This is a genomic window from Polycladomyces zharkentensis (genome assembly GCF_016938855.1).
In the GTDB taxonomy this organism is placed as follows: domain Bacteria; phylum Bacillota; class Bacilli; order Thermoactinomycetales; family JIR-001; genus Polycladomyces; species Polycladomyces zharkentensis.
The window spans coordinates 26861-42838 of record NZ_JAFHAP010000014.1 but is presented as its reverse complement, the minus strand read 5'-3'; the positions used below and the strand labels follow the sequence as shown (position 1 = coordinate 42838).

15 protein-coding genes and 1 pseudogene are annotated in these 15978 nt (G+C 52.9%); 15 read left to right on the top strand and 1 reads right to left on the bottom strand.

What is annotated here, in order from left to right; translation table 11 throughout:
• The 8 genes and pseudogenes from ftsH (at position 1) to JQC72_RS14170 (ending at position 8193) form a co-directional block, all read left to right on the top strand.
• Positions 1-1980 carry an ATP-dependent zinc metalloprotease FtsH gene (gene ftsH / locus JQC72_RS14205; RefSeq protein WP_205496766.1) on the top strand — a complete coding sequence of 660 codons (1980 nt, stop codon included), beginning with the start codon at positions 1-3 and terminating at the stop codon, positions 1978-1980.
• A gap of 122 nt (positions 1981-2102) precedes the next feature.
• Positions 2103-2291 (top strand): annotated as a pseudogene (locus JQC72_RS16635) (RNA-guided endonuclease TnpB family protein); the annotation flags it as partial.
• A 362-nt stretch (positions 2292-2653) separates the two neighbouring features.
• On the top strand, positions 2654-3775 hold the full coding sequence (locus JQC72_RS14195; protein WP_205496762.1) for a polysaccharide pyruvyl transferase family protein: 1122 nt from the start codon (positions 2654-2656) through the stop codon (positions 3773-3775).
• Positions 3776-3782: 7 nt separating this feature from the next.
• Positions 3783-4769: a CgeB family protein gene (locus JQC72_RS14190; protein WP_205496760.1), complete on the top strand. Its 987-nt coding sequence runs from the start codon at positions 3783-3785 to the stop codon at positions 4767-4769.
• A 207-nt stretch (positions 4770-4976) separates the two neighbouring features.
• Complete coding sequence (locus JQC72_RS14185; RefSeq protein WP_205496758.1) at positions 4977-5423, top strand: hypothetical protein; 447 nt, start codon at positions 4977-4979, stop codon at positions 5421-5423.
• 280 nt (positions 5424-5703) lie between these two features.
• On the top strand, positions 5704-6222 hold the full coding sequence (locus JQC72_RS14180; RefSeq protein ID WP_205496756.1) for a carbohydrate binding domain-containing protein: 519 nt from the start codon (positions 5704-5706) through the stop codon (positions 6220-6222).
• Positions 6223-6741: 519 nt separating this feature from the next.
• Positions 6742-7122, top strand: a complete 381-nt coding sequence (locus JQC72_RS14175) for a hypothetical protein (RefSeq protein ID WP_205496754.1) — start codon at positions 6742-6744, stop codon at positions 7120-7122.
• 48 nt (positions 7123-7170) lie between these two features.
• Entirely contained in the window at positions 7171-8193 is a 1023-nt protein-coding gene (locus JQC72_RS14170; protein ID WP_205496752.1) for a glycosyltransferase family protein, read from the top strand.
• Between the two features lie 207 nt (positions 8194-8400).
• Here JQC72_RS14170 and wecB read toward each other — a convergent pair whose 3' ends face one another.
• Positions 8401-9528, bottom strand: coding sequence for a non-hydrolyzing UDP-N-acetylglucosamine 2-epimerase (gene wecB / locus JQC72_RS14165; RefSeq protein WP_205496750.1), 1128 nt, complete (start codon positions 9526-9528; stop codon positions 8401-8403).
• A gap of 432 nt (positions 9529-9960) precedes the next feature.
• Between wecB and JQC72_RS14160 the strand changes: the two genes are divergently transcribed.
• The 7 genes from JQC72_RS14160 (at position 9961) to folP (ending at position 15977) form a co-directional block, all read left to right on the top strand.
• A complete protein-coding gene (locus tag JQC72_RS14160) occupies positions 9961-10731 on the top strand; it encodes a type III pantothenate kinase (protein WP_205496748.1) in 771 nt (256 codons plus the stop codon).
• A gap of 244 nt (positions 10732-10975) precedes the next feature.
• Positions 10976-11851 carry an Hsp33 family molecular chaperone HslO gene (hslO, locus tag JQC72_RS14155; RefSeq protein ID WP_205496746.1) on the top strand — a complete coding sequence of 292 codons (876 nt, stop codon included), beginning with the start codon at positions 10976-10978 and terminating at the stop codon, positions 11849-11851.
• A gap of 153 nt (positions 11852-12004) precedes the next feature.
• The gene (gene cysK / locus JQC72_RS14150) at positions 12005-12931 is read left to right on the top strand and encodes a cysteine synthase A (RefSeq protein ID WP_205496745.1); all 927 of its coding nucleotides are present in this window, start codon (positions 12005-12007) and stop codon (positions 12929-12931) included.
• 65 nt (positions 12932-12996) lie between these two features.
• Positions 12997-13359: a hypothetical protein gene (locus JQC72_RS14145; RefSeq protein ID WP_205496743.1), complete on the top strand. Its 363-nt coding sequence runs from the start codon at positions 12997-12999 to the stop codon at positions 13357-13359.
• 208 nt (positions 13360-13567) lie between these two features.
• The gene (locus JQC72_RS14140; RefSeq protein ID WP_205496741.1) at positions 13568-14173 is read left to right on the top strand and encodes an anthranilate synthase component II; all 606 of its coding nucleotides are present in this window, start codon (positions 13568-13570) and stop codon (positions 14171-14173) included.
• Positions 14170-15063 carry an aminotransferase class IV gene (locus tag JQC72_RS14135; protein WP_205496738.1) on the top strand — a complete coding sequence of 298 codons (894 nt, stop codon included), beginning with the start codon at positions 14170-14172 and terminating at the stop codon, positions 15061-15063. The genes JQC72_RS14140 and JQC72_RS14135 overlap by 4 nt, the downstream gene beginning before the upstream one ends.
• Before the next feature lie 137 nt (positions 15064-15200).
• Positions 15201-15977 carry a dihydropteroate synthase gene (folP, locus tag JQC72_RS14130; protein WP_302104885.1) on the top strand — a complete coding sequence of 259 codons (777 nt, stop codon included), beginning with the start codon at positions 15201-15203 and terminating at the stop codon, positions 15975-15977.
• Position 15978 lies beyond the last annotated feature (1 nt).

Genomic DNA, 15978 nt, shown 5'->3' with positions numbered 1-15978 from the left:
ATGAAAAACGTCTTCCGGATTCCCGGATTATATATTATTCTCATCCTTGTCGTCGTCGGGATTGTGAATATTATCGCAAACCAAGGAACCGACACCGTAACGCTTACGTACGATCAATACCGAGCCAAACTGGCGGCGGGCCAGATTGAGAACGTCACCGTTCAACCGGAAGGAAATACGACCTACCGTATCGAAGGGAAGCTGAAAGGGAAGCCGGACAAAACGTTTGTTGTCGAGGCGCCGATGCTCCACGGCAGCACCGTTGTGCAAGACCTGGTGAAGTACAAAGTTCGGCACTCCTATGAAAAGGCGAAAAGTGATTCTGTCTGGCTGACCTTTTTTACGTCCATCATTCCTTTCGTGATCATTCTGCTGCTCTTTTTCTTTTTGTTGAACCAGGCGCAGGGCGGCGGCAGTCGGGTGATGAACTTTGGCAAAAGCCGCGCCAAGCTGTATAACGAGGAGAAGAAAAAAGTTACGTTTAACGATGTGGCGGGCGCGGATGAAGAAAAAGCGGAATTGGTGGAAATCGTCGAGTTTCTCAAAGACCCGCGCAAATTTGCGGCTGTAGGTGCACGCATTCCCAAGGGCGTATTGCTCGTGGGGCCGCCCGGAACAGGGAAAACGCTGTTGGCTCGTGCTGTTGCAGGGGAGGCGGGCGTGCCGTTTTTCAGTATCAGCGGTTCTGACTTCGTGGAGATGTTCGTCGGTGTGGGGGCCTCCCGTGTCCGGGATTTGTTTGAGCAGGCCAAGAAAAACCACCCGTGTATCATCTTTATCGACGAGATCGATGCTGTCGGTCGTCAGCGGGGGGCCGGATTGGGTGGCGGCCATGACGAGCGTGAGCAGACTCTGAACCAATTGCTCGTGGAGATGGATGGATTTGGTGCCAACGAAGGCATTATCATCATGGCAGCGACCAACCGACCGGACATCCTTGACCCCGCGTTGCTTCGTCCGGGCCGTTTCGACCGTCAGATCACGGTGAACCGACCCGACGTCAAAGGGCGTGAAGAGATCCTGAAGGTGCATGCCCGTAACAAACCGTTGGCCAATGACGTCAATTTGGAAGTGATCGCACAGCGGACGACCGGATTCACGGGTGCTGATCTGGAAAACCTGTTGAACGAGGCGGCACTGTTGGCGGCACGGCGGAACAAGAAAACGATCAGCATGGAAGAGGTCGACGAGGCGATCGATCGCGTGATTGCGGGACCGCAGAAGAAAAGCCGTGTCATCAGTGAAAAGGAGAAAAAGACGATCGCCTACCACGAAGCAGGCCACACGATCGTGGGGTACTACCTGGAGCATGCCGATACCGTGCACAAGGTGACGGTCGTTCCCCGTGGCCAAGCAGGCGGGTATGTCGTCATGCTGCCCAAAGAAGATCGTTTCCTGCTCACCAAAAACGAATTGCTGGATAAAGTGACCGGACTGCTGGCCGGGCGCGTCGCCGAGGAGATCGTATTCGGTGAAATCAGCACCGGTGCGCACAACGACTTTGAGAAGGCCACCTCCATCGTGCGCCGGATGATTACGGAGTACGGCATGAGCGACAAACTGGCGCCGATGCAGTTTGGCCGTCCGCAGGGACACGTTTTCCTGGGTCGCGATCTGGGTCACGAGCAAAACTATTCGGATGCGATCGCGTATGAAATCGACCAGGAGATGCAGGAGATGATCCGCCGTTGCTACGAGCGGGCGAAAAAGCTGTTGCTGGAAAAACGCAAGGAACTGGAGCTCGTGGCGCAGACCCTGCTGGTCAAAGAGACATTGGATGCCGACGAGATCAAACAGTTGCTGGAAACCGGCAAACTGGACGATCCGGAAGTGAACGAGAAAATCCGGATCAACATCCAGGGCAAGGAGCAAGCACAAGCGGATGCGAAACCGGAATCCGCAGAACCGATCGAACCGGACGACGACCGATCCCAATCGGAGTCTCCTTCTGATGAAAACCCGAAGGATCCGGAAGATTGATCATGATAAACGCAGCGGGGATGCCTGAGCGGGCATCCCCGCTTTCAGTTTGACGGACAAAAAACGGTTTTGTTGCCCTTCGATAGAAAGAATGGCCCCAAAAAAGGGGGCCGTCTGCCCTTAAAAACGGCGACTTCTACACGGTGTCGTTCCTTATGCCGGAGAAGCGCATCGGTGTGCCGGTTGTGGCTCGGTTGTATCAGCAACAATGGCTGGATCGGATCATCGACGGAATGGCCAAACAAGGAACGGCGAAGCTCTACAGGAAGAAGCGCAAATGGTTCATTGGCTTGCCGATCACGTTTGAGATGTGGACGGAGTTTCAAGTGGACAAACGGAAGGATCGGGGTGTCTCTAGTCAGAGTGGGAAGGAAAAGGGGCTTCTGACGAAGCCCGAATATGGTCGGAGTACAGGTCGACAGTGACAGCTGTCGACCTTATTATGTGGATTTGACAGTGAACATCACGGTGGACGGTGATCGCAATGCAGCCGAAAGCCAACAATTAGCCGGAGATCCATACTATTCATTCAGACATCGGGCTTCTTGCCAATAGAGCGTTGACTATATAAATATCTGGTTAGGTTCTACAGAATGGTAATTAGCCGGCGCCAAATGATAGACCAAATAATAAATATATCAATAAACCTTTTTCACGAAGGAGACTTACCACGATGCAAATTTTACTTCACGGCTATTATGGCGCCGGCAATCTGGGGGATGACGCCATATTGGAATCAATCATAGACAGCTTCGCCCAGAAGTTCCCGAAAGCTTCCTTCACCGTTGTTTCCAAAGGACTTTGTCCGGCATACAGGGGTCCCCGCCGTGTGAAAACGATCCGTATCGATTCTCACAGCGCCGTTAAAAACGCAGTTCGGCAAGCCAGCTTTGTCGTTCTCGGGGGTGGTGGGATCCTACAGGATTATAACGGTTGGGAGCCTCACTACAACTTCGGAAGTAAAGCGAGAGGAATGAATTATTACGGTCAGGTGGTCGATTTGGCCAAAAAGTTTGGCAAGCCGGTCTATTTCTACGGGATCGGTGCAGGGCCTTTTTTCTCCCAACATGCGAAACAGTATGCTATCCGTTTGTTGGCCGGAGCCAGAAGAGCTACGGTGCGGGATGCCGACTCGCTGAAAATGGTCCGCTCCGTGGGAAACATCAGGCTAACTGCGGATCCGGCCTTAAATTTGAAGCATGATCCACCCAAAACAGCTCTGAAGTATCTGCGTAGCGAAGGAGTACCCGTACACAAGACATTGGTCGGCATCTCCCTGCGACCCTGGAAATTCAAAGGGGGGGGACGGAAAGCATTCATCGAGGCAATGGCGAAGGTCGCTTCCGGCATCGTCCGCAACAGCAAGGCCCACCTGGTCCTCCTCCCTTTCAGCCGTAACGGTGATGCCGCTGTCTTGAATGAACTCGCCAAACGCCTGCCGGCCGGCAGTTATACGCTGATGAGGAAACATTACCCTCCCAAAGCGATGAAAGGGATCTGCGGCCGGCTTTCCCTGATGATCGGTATGCGTCTGCACTCTCTGATCCTGTCTGCTGCCATGGGAGTACCGGTCATGGGGCTCTCTTACGATCCCAAGGTCGCACTGTTTATGAGATCGATCCGCATGTCCTCATACTGCCACCCCCTTCACCCTCTTCCCACCCCGAAAATGACCCGACAAGCCCTGACACTGATGAAACCGTCAATCTCGTGGCGAAGGAACTACCAATCCCATGTACTGAAGCTGAAAGTCAGGGAAAAACAAAATATCCCATTTCTGTTTCAGGGGGTATAAGAAACCTATGAGAATTGCTCATTTCGGCCGTTATGCCCAAGGTGCCACCGACATCGTCCGTAGCATGTTTCTTTCCCTTAAAAAATCGGGACACGTCGTCCAAGAATGGAATCTGGGGGCTCACCCCGAATGGGTATACAACCCGCACAGATGTTTGGGCGGAAACGGACCCGTCTATATCCGTCTGAGCCGGATCAGAAGTCGGCTGATGCGGTTTCGTCCCCATCTGATCATCTGTAATGCCGGCGGCTACACCTTTTCCAAAAAGGATTTCCTGTGGCTGAAGAAAAGGGGGATCCCTGTTCTGGGGATCACGCTGAGCGACCCCGATGTCTTCCCGACGGTATCCCGTTATTCCCGCCATTTCACCTGGCACGCCACCAATTCGTTGCTCGCCTATCGGAGGTATAAGCAGCTGGGTCATCGGAACGTCCATTATTTTCCCTTTGGCATCGATGAACGGTTCTTTCGGCAAAGGCCGGTCCATTCCCGTTTCAAATGCGATGTGGCGGTGATTGCCCACGGACGGAGGGATCGGTACCCCTTGGCCTGGAAGCTGGTGAAAAACTTCGATACGAAATTGTACGGCAATTCCTGGCCCTTCCCAAAAAACAGCCCCGGACCGGTCCGCGGCGAGGATTGGTTCAGAGCAGCCTATTCGGCGAAGATGCTGGTCAACTTCCCGCGCACGGTCAAAGGTTACACCAACGTCAAGGTCGGCATATTTGAAGCCGCCGCCACGGGAAGGCTGGTATTCACCCAATACTTTCCCGAGATGAGAAGGTTTTTCCGGTACAGCAAAGAGATTGTGGGCTATTCCTCATCGGAAGACCTGATAAAAAAAATCCGGTATTATCTGAACCACTTGCAGGAAGCCAAAAAAATCGCCCGCGCCGGCAGGGAACGCTGCTGGAGAGAGCACACCTGGACCCGGCGTTTCCACAAACTTTTTCGGGAGATCGGGATTTATCACCGCCTTTCAAGGCGGCGATAAAAAATCTGGCCGCCCCGTATGCTGAGCCGAGACCGGTCTTCACATAGCCGAAGGCGAGTGTCGAAGGATCCCGAGGAATCAAGGGCATAGACCGCCGAAACATGGCATAGAGGGCGTGATCAGCGCCCTTTTTTCGATGGATGGTCTATTATCAGCTCAAATGACGGGATAGTTTCATAGATTGTATCAATGGAGGTGAAATTGAGAATGAGCATCAATCTGTTAAAAAACCCTTCCTTCAAAGATGCATCGACGCTGGCTTTCTGGGATAGAAGTGGCGTCACGAGCAATCCGGGGGATCCCCAGGCTTTTGAGGGGGAAAAGGTGGCCCAATTGGGGGACGTCACCGCTGATGGGGAAGTGGCCATCATCAGCCAGCGGGTCCTGCTGCCCTCCGGCACCCAGCAGCTACATGTCAGCTTTGCCGTTCGAAGGGCCAACTATGGTGGCATCTTCACTGCCCCCTGGCGCGTCACCATCCAGTGGTTGGGGAGCAGTGGGACGCCGGTCTTGTTGGAAGAAACCCTGATCCAACGGCAAGCTGGCATGGAAACCGAGAACGCCAACGACTGGCTGACCTATGTCGCTGTCTCCGGCCCGAAACCGACCGGGGTCGTCTACGCCGTCTTCGCTTCATCCTCCAAGGTGACGTGATTGGTGGAGATAACTTCTTCGATGGGATCCAGATCGACTTTGTGGTCTTGACCACCGACTGAGGATTCCCCATGGCGAGGTGATGATACCTCGCTTTTTGCTGTCGGTTTCGGGGCAAGTGGATGGACCTCGAGAGGCATTCGATCGGGATGGATAAACGCGTTCCCCACTCCCGGATCAAGCTTCATCCAGGGATATGTGGTGAATTTTATATATTTTAGTCTGTCGTTGCTGTCAAAGAGAAGAGTAGGTTCATAGATTGTGAATAAAGGAGGTGAAATTGAGAATGAGTGGCAATCTGTTAAAAAACCCTTCTTTCGAAGATGCGTCGACGCTGGCTTTCTGGGATAGAAGTGGCGTCACGAGCAATCCGGGGGATCCCCAGGCTTTTGAGGGGTTAAAGGTAGCCCAATTGGGGCCCGTCACCGCTGATGGGGCAGTGGCCATCATCAGCCAACGGGTTTTGTTGCCCTCCGGTACCCAAAATCTGCATGTGAGCTTTGCCGTTCAAAATGCCGTCATTGATGGAACCAGCACTGCCCCCTGGCGCGTCACCATCCAGTGGTTGGGGGGCGCGCCGAATACGCCGGTCTTGTTGGAAGAAACCCTGGTGACACGGCAAGCCGGCATGGTAACCGTGGACTCCAACGACTGGCTGACCTACGTCGCCGTCTCCGGCCCGAAACCGACCGGGGCCGTCTACGCCCGTCTCCGCTTCATCCTTCAGGGTGACGTGATTGGCGCAACTAACTTCTTCCAAGGGATCCAGATCGACAATGTGGTCCTGACAACCGACTGAGGCTCCATCCAGTGAAGTGAGGCGAAAGCCTCACTTTTTTTGTGGGTAAATGGCCCATGTTTGATTCGTGTAATGGAAGTTACCACACACCATTTACAGGGGGGAATCAAACAGGTATTGCTCTCACCTCAGCACATTTGAGCGTGGTCAGCCAGACATGCTGTACGGTTTTGGCTCGTTGACAGCACGAGCCACTGGGTGCAAACTCGGTGTCACCATTCGACCTTTGCCCGTGAGTGAGTTGATACCTGAACAGATCTCGGAGGCCCGCTTTCGGTTGAAATACGCGGGCTTCCTCTATCTTAAAAATATCGTCCTCCTGACAAGGGTCCAAGCAGGGGCGGAATTGCTTTCATACCTTATCGTATGTGGTGATGAGAGGCTATGAGACCACGGTTCCCGTTTATCATACTTTCCTGTCCCGGGGCCCGACATTGAAAGAGAGGATTTCCTCGGCGGGAGGGATTGTCTTGAAAGCCATTACCGCGGGACGGTGTCGGCTGTTATCCCTCACGGGGAGTGAAACGGGTTCTGGAAGACCCGCAGTTGATCGTCGCCGAAGCGAGAGCAGTCGGTAATCCTGCCCGCCTCGGATCACCGGGGTTCTGCCCGACAGGCCCTTCGGCCGGATGTAAGCAGGTCGTCGCGGTCCACCTGGAACATCCGGCGGGTGTGAAGAGAGCCTGTTGCCGAGATGGTGTGTCCATCATCAGTCAACGGTTTTTGTTGCCCTCCGGCACCACGCATCTGCATGTCAGCTTTGCCGTTCGGGAAGAGGTAGGGGATGCCGTACAGGTAAAAGAATCCGGATCGATGTGGTCGACACGGGGATTGACCTCAACCATCCGGATCTGGCAGCCAACATCAAGCATGGCGTGTGAACTCCATATTCCATATTAACCATACATTTGGAATATCCGTACAACAAGGAAAGGGGCTTTGTTTACCATGGCATTCATTATTTGCCCGCGGGTTCCGTTTGCTTGGAGTTTTATGAAACAGCGCCCACAACAACTGATGACACAATTCGGCAAACTGGGCCACAAAGTCTTTGTTATACAGAAGTCGAATATAGGAAAAAAATACATGAAAGTAAGCAAAAATGTTACTTTGGTTTCTGATCCCGGTCACTTCATAACCAAACGAATTCCCCTTTTAAAGAAAAGAGACAAAATCATTGTTTGGACCCATATCCCGCGTATTTGGCATACTTTGCAGAATTATCAGCCCGATGGCATCGTCTTCGATTGCATTGATGAATTTACAAAGCACCTCATCTTTGAGCGCCGCATGGTTGGTATATCAAAGCATGTGGTTTGTACAGCACAGACCATTTATGATCGTCTGAAGGAACAGTATCCGAGTAAACCGGTATCGCTCATTCGTAATGGCGCCGATCTCAGTTTCTTCAGCAAGGTAAAACACAATCGACCAGCAGATCTGCCGAAAGGCCCGATTGTCGGGTATATAGGCTCTTGGGCGAAGTGGATTGATTTTCCTTTGGTGGATTCTCTGTGCAACAAGTATCCAAATGTAAATTTTGTGGTTATAGGTGCAAAGTTACCGTTGCGCTCCCCTGCAATCCCAAATATCCGCAGAGCCAACTTGCATTTTCTGGGACATAAGCAGCACCATGAGCTTTTAAGTTATATCCAACACTTTGACGTTGCTCTCATCCCTTTCCTCTATAACCACATCACTTTGGCGACAAACCCTGTAAAAGCCTATGAATACTTGGCTGGGGGTGCAAGAGTGTTATCCACGGCACTGCCGGAATGTATAGCGATGGAACCATACATCCAAACCGCAACATCACACTCTGATTTTATCAATAAATTGGGGATCATGCTGAAACAAAAAGATTCGCCGGCGTCAAAACAGGCCCGGATCAATTTCGCCGCAAGGAATACTTGGGAAGTTCGCGCTCGGAAAGCAAATACTATTATAGAGAAAATCGCTCGTCGAGCCTGATGATCATCATGAAGTTTTCTAATCGAACGAAAACAGCCTGTTTTTTGCTTGGGCTGTTTTCCGTTTGATGGAACTGAATCTCAATTTTGTTGTACCATCTGCACCAACCCTGCCCCATACAGCCGATCTGACCACAGTCGAACCGCCCGGCGGACAGGATGACGTTTCACCGCTCGAGCCGAGGGTATGCGAAAACGAATTATCGGGTTACGGTCTAATGTCCCCTCTGAAGTATTCGATGATGTGGCGAATAATTTTCTGGGATGCCGTCCCATCTCCGTAGGGGTTTGGTGCATTTGCCATGCGATCATATAGTTGCCTGTTGTTTAACAATTCCTTAATTGATTCATAAACCGATTCTTCACTGGTCCCGGCAACTTTCAATGTACCGGCTTTGACACCTTCTGGTCGTTCCGTCGTATCACGCAGCACTAACACGGGGATCCCCAATGAAGGTGCTTCTTCCTGAATCCCTCCCGAATCAGTTAATATTAAATAAGACCGCGCGGCTATATTGTGGAAGTCCTCCACATTTAAAGGGGGGATCAAATGAATGCGGGCGTGGTTTCCGAGCTCATGGTGAGCGGCTTCCAAAACCGCTGGATTCGGATGTACTGGATAAACGACTTGGACATGATCAATTTCGTTTACGATCCGCTTTATGGCACGAAAGATATTGCGCATGGGTGTGCCTATGTTTTCACGTCTGTGTGTAGTGAGAAGGATGAATCGATGATTGCCTATTTTGTCTAAAATTTCGTGGCGAAATGAAGGTCGAACTGTGGTTTTCAGGGCATCTATCACTGTATTTCCCGTGACAAATATTGCATGAGGATGGATGTTTTCTGAAAGAAGGTTTTCCGCTGCTTGAGCGGTGGGCGCGAAGTGCAAGTCCGCTATAACCCCGATCAGTCGTCGGTTCAACTCTTCAGGAAACGGGGAATATTTATTTCTCGTCCGAAGTCCTGCTTCCACGTGGCCGATGGGGATTTTATTGTAAAAAGCGACCAGTGCCGATATCAGGGCTGTGGTCGTATCGCCATGAATCAATACAAGATCCGGTTTCACTTGTATCAATATCGGCTCTAAACGACTCATAATTTCCTTGGTAATATAGGGCAATGTCTGATTGTTTTTCATTATATCCAGATCAAAATCAGGTACGATCCCAAAAGTATTCAATATCTTATCCAGCATCTCACGATGTTGTGCCGAAACAGTTACAATGGATTGGATCAAAGGGTTCTTTTGCATTTCCAAAATAAGCGGAGCCATTTTGATTGCTTCCGGTCGGGTGCCGAAGATGGACATGATTTTAATACGTTCTTTTCTCATTTCCTTCACACTCCTAACTGTTTATGATCTAAAACACGCCTCTGTCAGCGGATATTTTCGGGAAATTCAGATCGGAGAACCGTTCCTTGCAAAAACTTGCGTTCTTATATTTTATGAATACTATGAATACTTAGTGATGGAACAAGAGGCTATTTCATTTTATGAAGGAAAAAATGACCCGCCCTATTTCGTGGAATCGCAAGCAACCAGGGGATTTCACACCCACCGATGGGTAACCGTTCCAAGCTGGTTGGAGATAATCGGTGTTCTTCAGTCTCGTTTGTGGTGATATGTGTAATATGCTTGCTAAGGCAAGGGTGATGTCCGGTCACGCCTATTACCAGAGGGCGTTGCAGGTCTTTTCCGTTGAATTTGCAAGGGTGCCTTGCTATGATGAATGTGAACTTTTTTTGAAAAAGCAGGTGGATGGGCATGTTAATGGTAATGGACGTCGGCAATACCAACATCGTGGCCGGACTGTACCAGGGCAAGGAATTGGTGCATCATTGGCGGATTCATACGAATCGAAATTCCACTGAAGACGAATACGGCATGCTTCTCAAAAATTTGTTCGATCACGCCGGTTTGCGTTTTGAACTGGTGGACGGTGCGATCATCTCTTCCGTTGTCCCTCCGATCACCCATGTATTGCGCAACTTCGTCAAAAAATATATGGGACTGTCTCCGCTGGTGGTGGGTCCCGGCGTCAAAACGGGCCTCAACATCCTGTACGAAAACCCGCGGGAAGTAGGGGCCGACCGAATCGCCAATGCCGTGGCAGCCATCGAGCAATACGGCGCTCCCGTGATTATCGTCGATTTCGGTACGGCAACCACCTTCTGTTTTGTCAACGAGCAAGGGCACTATGTCGGTGGGGCGATCACACCGGGCGTCATGGTTTCCAGTGAAGCGTTGTACCAACGGACGGCCAAACTGACACGGGTGGAGATTGTCAAGCCGGAAAGCGTAGTGGGGCGCAATACGGTGCAGGCGATTCAGTCGGGTATTTTTTATGGCTACGTCGGTGTGGTGGATGGGATCGTCACCCGTATGAAACAACTGCTCCACAAGCGGCCGACCGTTGTGGCCACCGGAGGCTTGGCCGAACTGATCTGCGGCGATGCGGAGACGATCGATGTGGTCGATCCGTTCCTCACGCTGGAAGGGTTGCGGTTGATCTACGAACGCAACCGGAGCAGGTGACAAATCGGCATCCGTCAGCCGACCCACTTTGCGGCCTTGCTTCCCTTTTTGGAAGTGCGCAGAGTGGAGCGGGCGGGAAAACGTTGCACACGATGTCAGAAACGACCTGGAAGCGGATGAATGACCGGATACGCTTCGGGAACCGTGAGCAGCGAAACGGGAACGCTTCCGAAAAAATCGGTATCTATAAATCCTCAAACATAACCTTCTTTCATCTTTGTCGTGTTGGAACTGGGAGGTCATCATGAGCGATTACGCCATTCGAGTCACAGCGGCCAATGGCCAATTGCGCGGATTTGCCGCATTGACCACCGGATTGGTGGGAGAATTGCAGAGAAGGCATCACACCTGGCCGGTGGCAAGTGCCGCATTGGGCCGTACGGCCACGGTCGGGGCCATGATGGGGCTGATGCTGAAAAGTGAACGGGACCGGTTGACGATCCAGATCAAAGGGGACGGCCCGTTGGGTCAGATCGTCGTGGATGCCGATGCACAGGGACATGTCCGGGGGTATGTGGACAATCCCGCCGTCGATTTGCCGCTCAATGCCGCCGGGAAACTGGATGTAGCGGGTGCGGTGGGGAAAGGAATGCTCTATGTGATCAAGGATCTGGGGCTCAAGGAGCCGTATCGGGGTGCATCTCCGATTGTCTCCGGTGAGCTGGGCGACGACTTCACCTATTATTTCACCCGTTCGGAACAGATCCCGTCCGCTGTCGGCGTGGGCGTGCTGGTAGACCGGGATGCTTCCATCCTCGCTTCCGGGGGATTTATCGTCCAAGTCATGCCCGGTGCCGACGATGCGGTTATCACCGCTGTCGAACAACAGCTGGCCAAAATCACATCGGTCACCGAGCTGATCCAGCAGGGAGCCGGTCCTGAGGATTTGCTTCAGGCCGTACTGGGTGACACTGATATAGAGGTACATCAACGTCAGCCGCTCTCGTTTGCCTGCCGTTGCTCCCGTGAGCGGATTGCCAATGTGCTGCGTGGTTTGGGTCGGGAGGATCTGCAAAAATTGTTGGAGGAACAGGGGCAGGCGGAAGTACACTGCCATTTTTGCAATGAACGGTATGTGTTTGATCGCGACGAATTGACCACGATGATCCAAAGTTTGTGAGCCAAGACCCGGCGGGACCTGTCCCCCGGGTTTTTCCGCATGGATTTTCCGCATGGATTTGATTTTACATTGACATCTGATTGGTCCGATTGTTAAGATAAATAAAAGCAGAAAAACCGACCAAATTAATGGGATTAGGAGGTCTTCACATCCATGCGCGTTGGCAACAATATTTTGGAACTCATCGGTCAAACTCCGGTTGTAAAGTTAAATCGGATTGTCGGGAAAACGGACGCAGACGTGTATCTGAAGCTGGAATTCTTCAACCCGGGCGGCAGTGTGAAAGACCGGATCGCCCTTTCCATGATTGAAGACGCGGAGAAGCGGGGCATTTTGAAACCCGGTGACACGATTCTGGAGCCGACCAGCGGCAACACCGGGATCGGTCTGGCGATGGTGGCGGCGGCCAAAGGATATCGCGCACTGCTGGTTATGCCGGACACGATGAGCCTGGAGCGGCGCAACCTGTTGCGTGCGTTCGGTGCAGAACTGGTACTCACGCCGGGTGCGCAAGGCATGAAAGGAGCGATCGCCAAAGCGGAGGAGATCGCCAAAGAACATCCGGAATATTTTGTTCCGCAACAATTCAAAAACCCGGCCAACGTCAAAATCCATATGGAAACGACGGCACAAGAGTTGTTGGAGCAAATGGACGGCCATTTCGACGCTTTCGTGGCCGGGATCGGCACGGGCGGTACGATCACGGGTGTCGGTAAAGTGATCAAAGAGAAAATCCCCGGCGTTCACATCGCCGCAGTGGAACCGGCGGCGTCTCCGGTCCTCTCCGGCGGCAAACCGGGACCGCACAAAATCCAGGGAATCGGTGCCGGTTTCGTTCCGGATATTTTGGATACGGAGATTTATGATGAAGTGATCACCGTAGAAAACGAGGAAGCATTTGAGTGGGCCCGTCGGATGGCGCGGGAAGAAGGCATTCTGGGCGGAATTTCTTCCGGTGCGGCCGTTGCGGCGGCGATCAAAGTGGCACGGCGTTTGGGACAAGGCAAAAAAGTGGTGGCCGTCGTGCCGAGCAACGGCGAACGTTATCTGACCACCCCGCTGTTCCAATTTGAAGAGTAAAGATCCGAATGGTTTGGTTTCGTTCGAAAGCGGAGCCCGTCTTCCCGTGCATGGGAAGACGGGCTTTGTTTGTGAAGGAATATGCGTCTGTGGAGTATAGATCAGTAGCACTCATTTCAAAAATCGTCATCCGTGTTTTCTTGCGTCGTCTTACGCTCGTTTTCCCGGCTCGCTCGACAGTCGATCCGCAAGGAAGCAAGCAAGTGCGCTTTGAAACGGCCACGAGTGCGGGCAAAAATCGCCATCGCTCCAACATCTGGCAGCGATTTCTTTGCTTCGCAGGGCTTCTCTGGGTCGTTCACCCGGAAAACCTTCGCTCTGCCGCATTTTTATTCATAGTGATGAGAATTGATCCATCCGATCCTGCAGATTGGCAAAGGGTCATTGCTTTGGAGGGTATTGCCCGCACATCGGCCCTCGCGTTTTAGAGGGTTCTCTCCGACGGTCAAAGGTTTTCACTCAACCGGGAAGCGTTGATGACTTGGATGTATAAAATCACCTGATCCGCCGGCGGAAGTGATCATCCATCGCTTTCGGAGGGCAGCTTTTTTCCTGTTTTTCATCGCTTTTATCCGACGGGGTTTTGTTGTAAACTGATGAAGAGATCATGGGTGAAAATCCGAGGGGTTCCCGGACATGATTTGGCTGATCGACAACTATGACTCGTTTACCTATAATTTGGTGCAATATCTGCTCTCATCGGGCGAAGCGCTGGAAGTGTACCGCAATGATGAGATTACCCTGTCTGACATCGAAACAGCGCAACCGTCCGCGTTGATTCTCTCACCGGGACCGGGATCACCCGATACGGCGGGTGTCTGCTTGGATGTGGTCCGACGGTTTGCCGGCCGCATCCCGATTTTGGGCGTTTGCCTGGGGCATCAAACCATCGCCCAAGCTTTCGGCGGTCGTGTGGTACATGCCCCCCGGTTGATGCACGGGAAAACATCACCCGTTTACCATGACGGTCAAACGTTGTTTCGCGGGTTGCCTTCGCCGTTTCAAGCGATGCGCTATCATTCGCTGGTGGTGGAGCGGGACAGCTTGCCACCGCCATTTGAAATCAGCGCGTGGACGGCGGAGGGAGAAGTGATGGCCATCCGCCATCGGCAGTATCCTCTTGAAGGGGTGCAGTTTCATCCCGAATCGGTTTTGACCGAATATGGATTATCCCTGCTGTTGCAGTTTCTGGATACGTATCTCCGGCGACCGGTGCCGCAAAAACGGGGGATACGGATATGAACTGTGTTTGGTTGAACGGGAAACTGGTACCGGAAAACGAAGCCGTCGTCTCTGTGATGGATCACGGCTTTTTATACGGAGTGGGCGTCTTTGAAACGCTGCGGGTGTATGCGGGTCATCCGTTTCTGTTGAAGGATCATGTGGATCGTTTGTCCCGCGGGTTACAATTGTTGCGCATCCGTCCGCCTCTATCTTTGAATGAGTGGACGGAGGCGATCCGGCGACTGTTGGATGCCAACGAATTGCGTGACGCGTACGTGCGGATCAGCGTCACCGGTGGAGCGGTCGGACCGGGATTGTCCGCCCGACATTACGATGAGCCGACGACGGTGATCTTTGTCCGCCCGTTGCCGAAATGGCCGGAACAGATGTATACGGAAGGCAAAACGGTGGAAGTGTTGGACATTCCCCGTCAAGTGCCGGGCGGGACGGAATCACTCAAATCGCATAACTACCTCAATTCCGTGCTGGCCCGTCTGGAAATGGGGGAGCGGTTTCCCACGCATGAGGGATTGCAACTCAGTCCCGGCGGTTGGATTGCCGAGGGGATCGTCACCAACCTGTTTTTTGTGCGGGATGGCACGATCTGTACTCCGTCGACGGAAACCGGGATTTTGCCCGGCGTGACAAGACGATTCGTACTGGAACTCGCCCGGCAGTCGGGATTACCGGTGGAAGAAGGCCGGTATCCCTTATCGGTATTGACAGAAGCGGATGAGATTTTTCTCACCAACTCCTTGCAGGAAATCGTGCCGGTCCGAAAGATACCGGGTTGGTTCGACAAAGGTGTCGGACCTGTAGCCGCCGGATTGTTGGCCGCCTATCGGCAGTGGACCGGCCGGTTGTGGAGCGTCCGTGAGTTGGACGTGGCATCAGATGCGTATTTGTGAGGATGATCACGAGAGAGGAGGCAGGCGACATGTCATTGATGACGGCGACACCGGTTTCGGTTGCGGCGTGGAAACGGCCGGAACGCCCGATCATCGTCGGCGGCCATGAAATTCCGGTTCATCGGCGCACGGTGGTGATGGGCATCCTCAACGTCACGCCGGATTCGTTCTCCGACGGCGGACGATACGTCGACTTGGATCGCGCCGTTGCACACGCGCGGCAAATGGTGGCCGAAGGTGCGGACATCATCGATATCGGCGGAGAATCGACGCGCCCCGGTCACCAACCGGTCCCCGTTGAAGAAGAGCTGAAGCGCGTGATCCCGGTGATCGAGCGTGTGTCCCGGGAGGTAAATGTGCCGATTTCCATTGACACGTATAAAGCGGAGACTGCTCGGCAAGCACTGAAAGCAGGTGCCCACATCGTCAACGATGTGTGGGGGTTCAAACGGGACCCTGACATGGCGAAGGTGGTGGCGGAATTCGGCGTGCCGGTCATCCTCATGCACAACCGCAAACAGGCGACGTACGATTCGCTATTGGACGACATCGTCGAAGATTTGCGGGATAGTATCCGGATCGGCCATACCCACGGGGTGCGGGAGGAACAGATCATATTGGACCCCGGGATCGGATTCGCCAAAACCTATGAGGAAAACCTCACGGTGATGCGGCATCTGGAAACGGTCACGTCATTGGGTTACCCCGTATTGCTCGGTACGTCGCGCAAGTCGATGATCGGAAAAACGCTGGATCTGCCGGTGAATGAGCGGGTGGAAGGCACGGCGGCGACCGTGGCGCTCGGCATCGCCAAAGGATGCAGCATCATTCGCGTCCACGACGTTCAGCCGATGGTCCGCGTCGCCCGGATGATGGATGCGATGTTGTACGGTCCCGACGCGCCGAGGGGGTGAA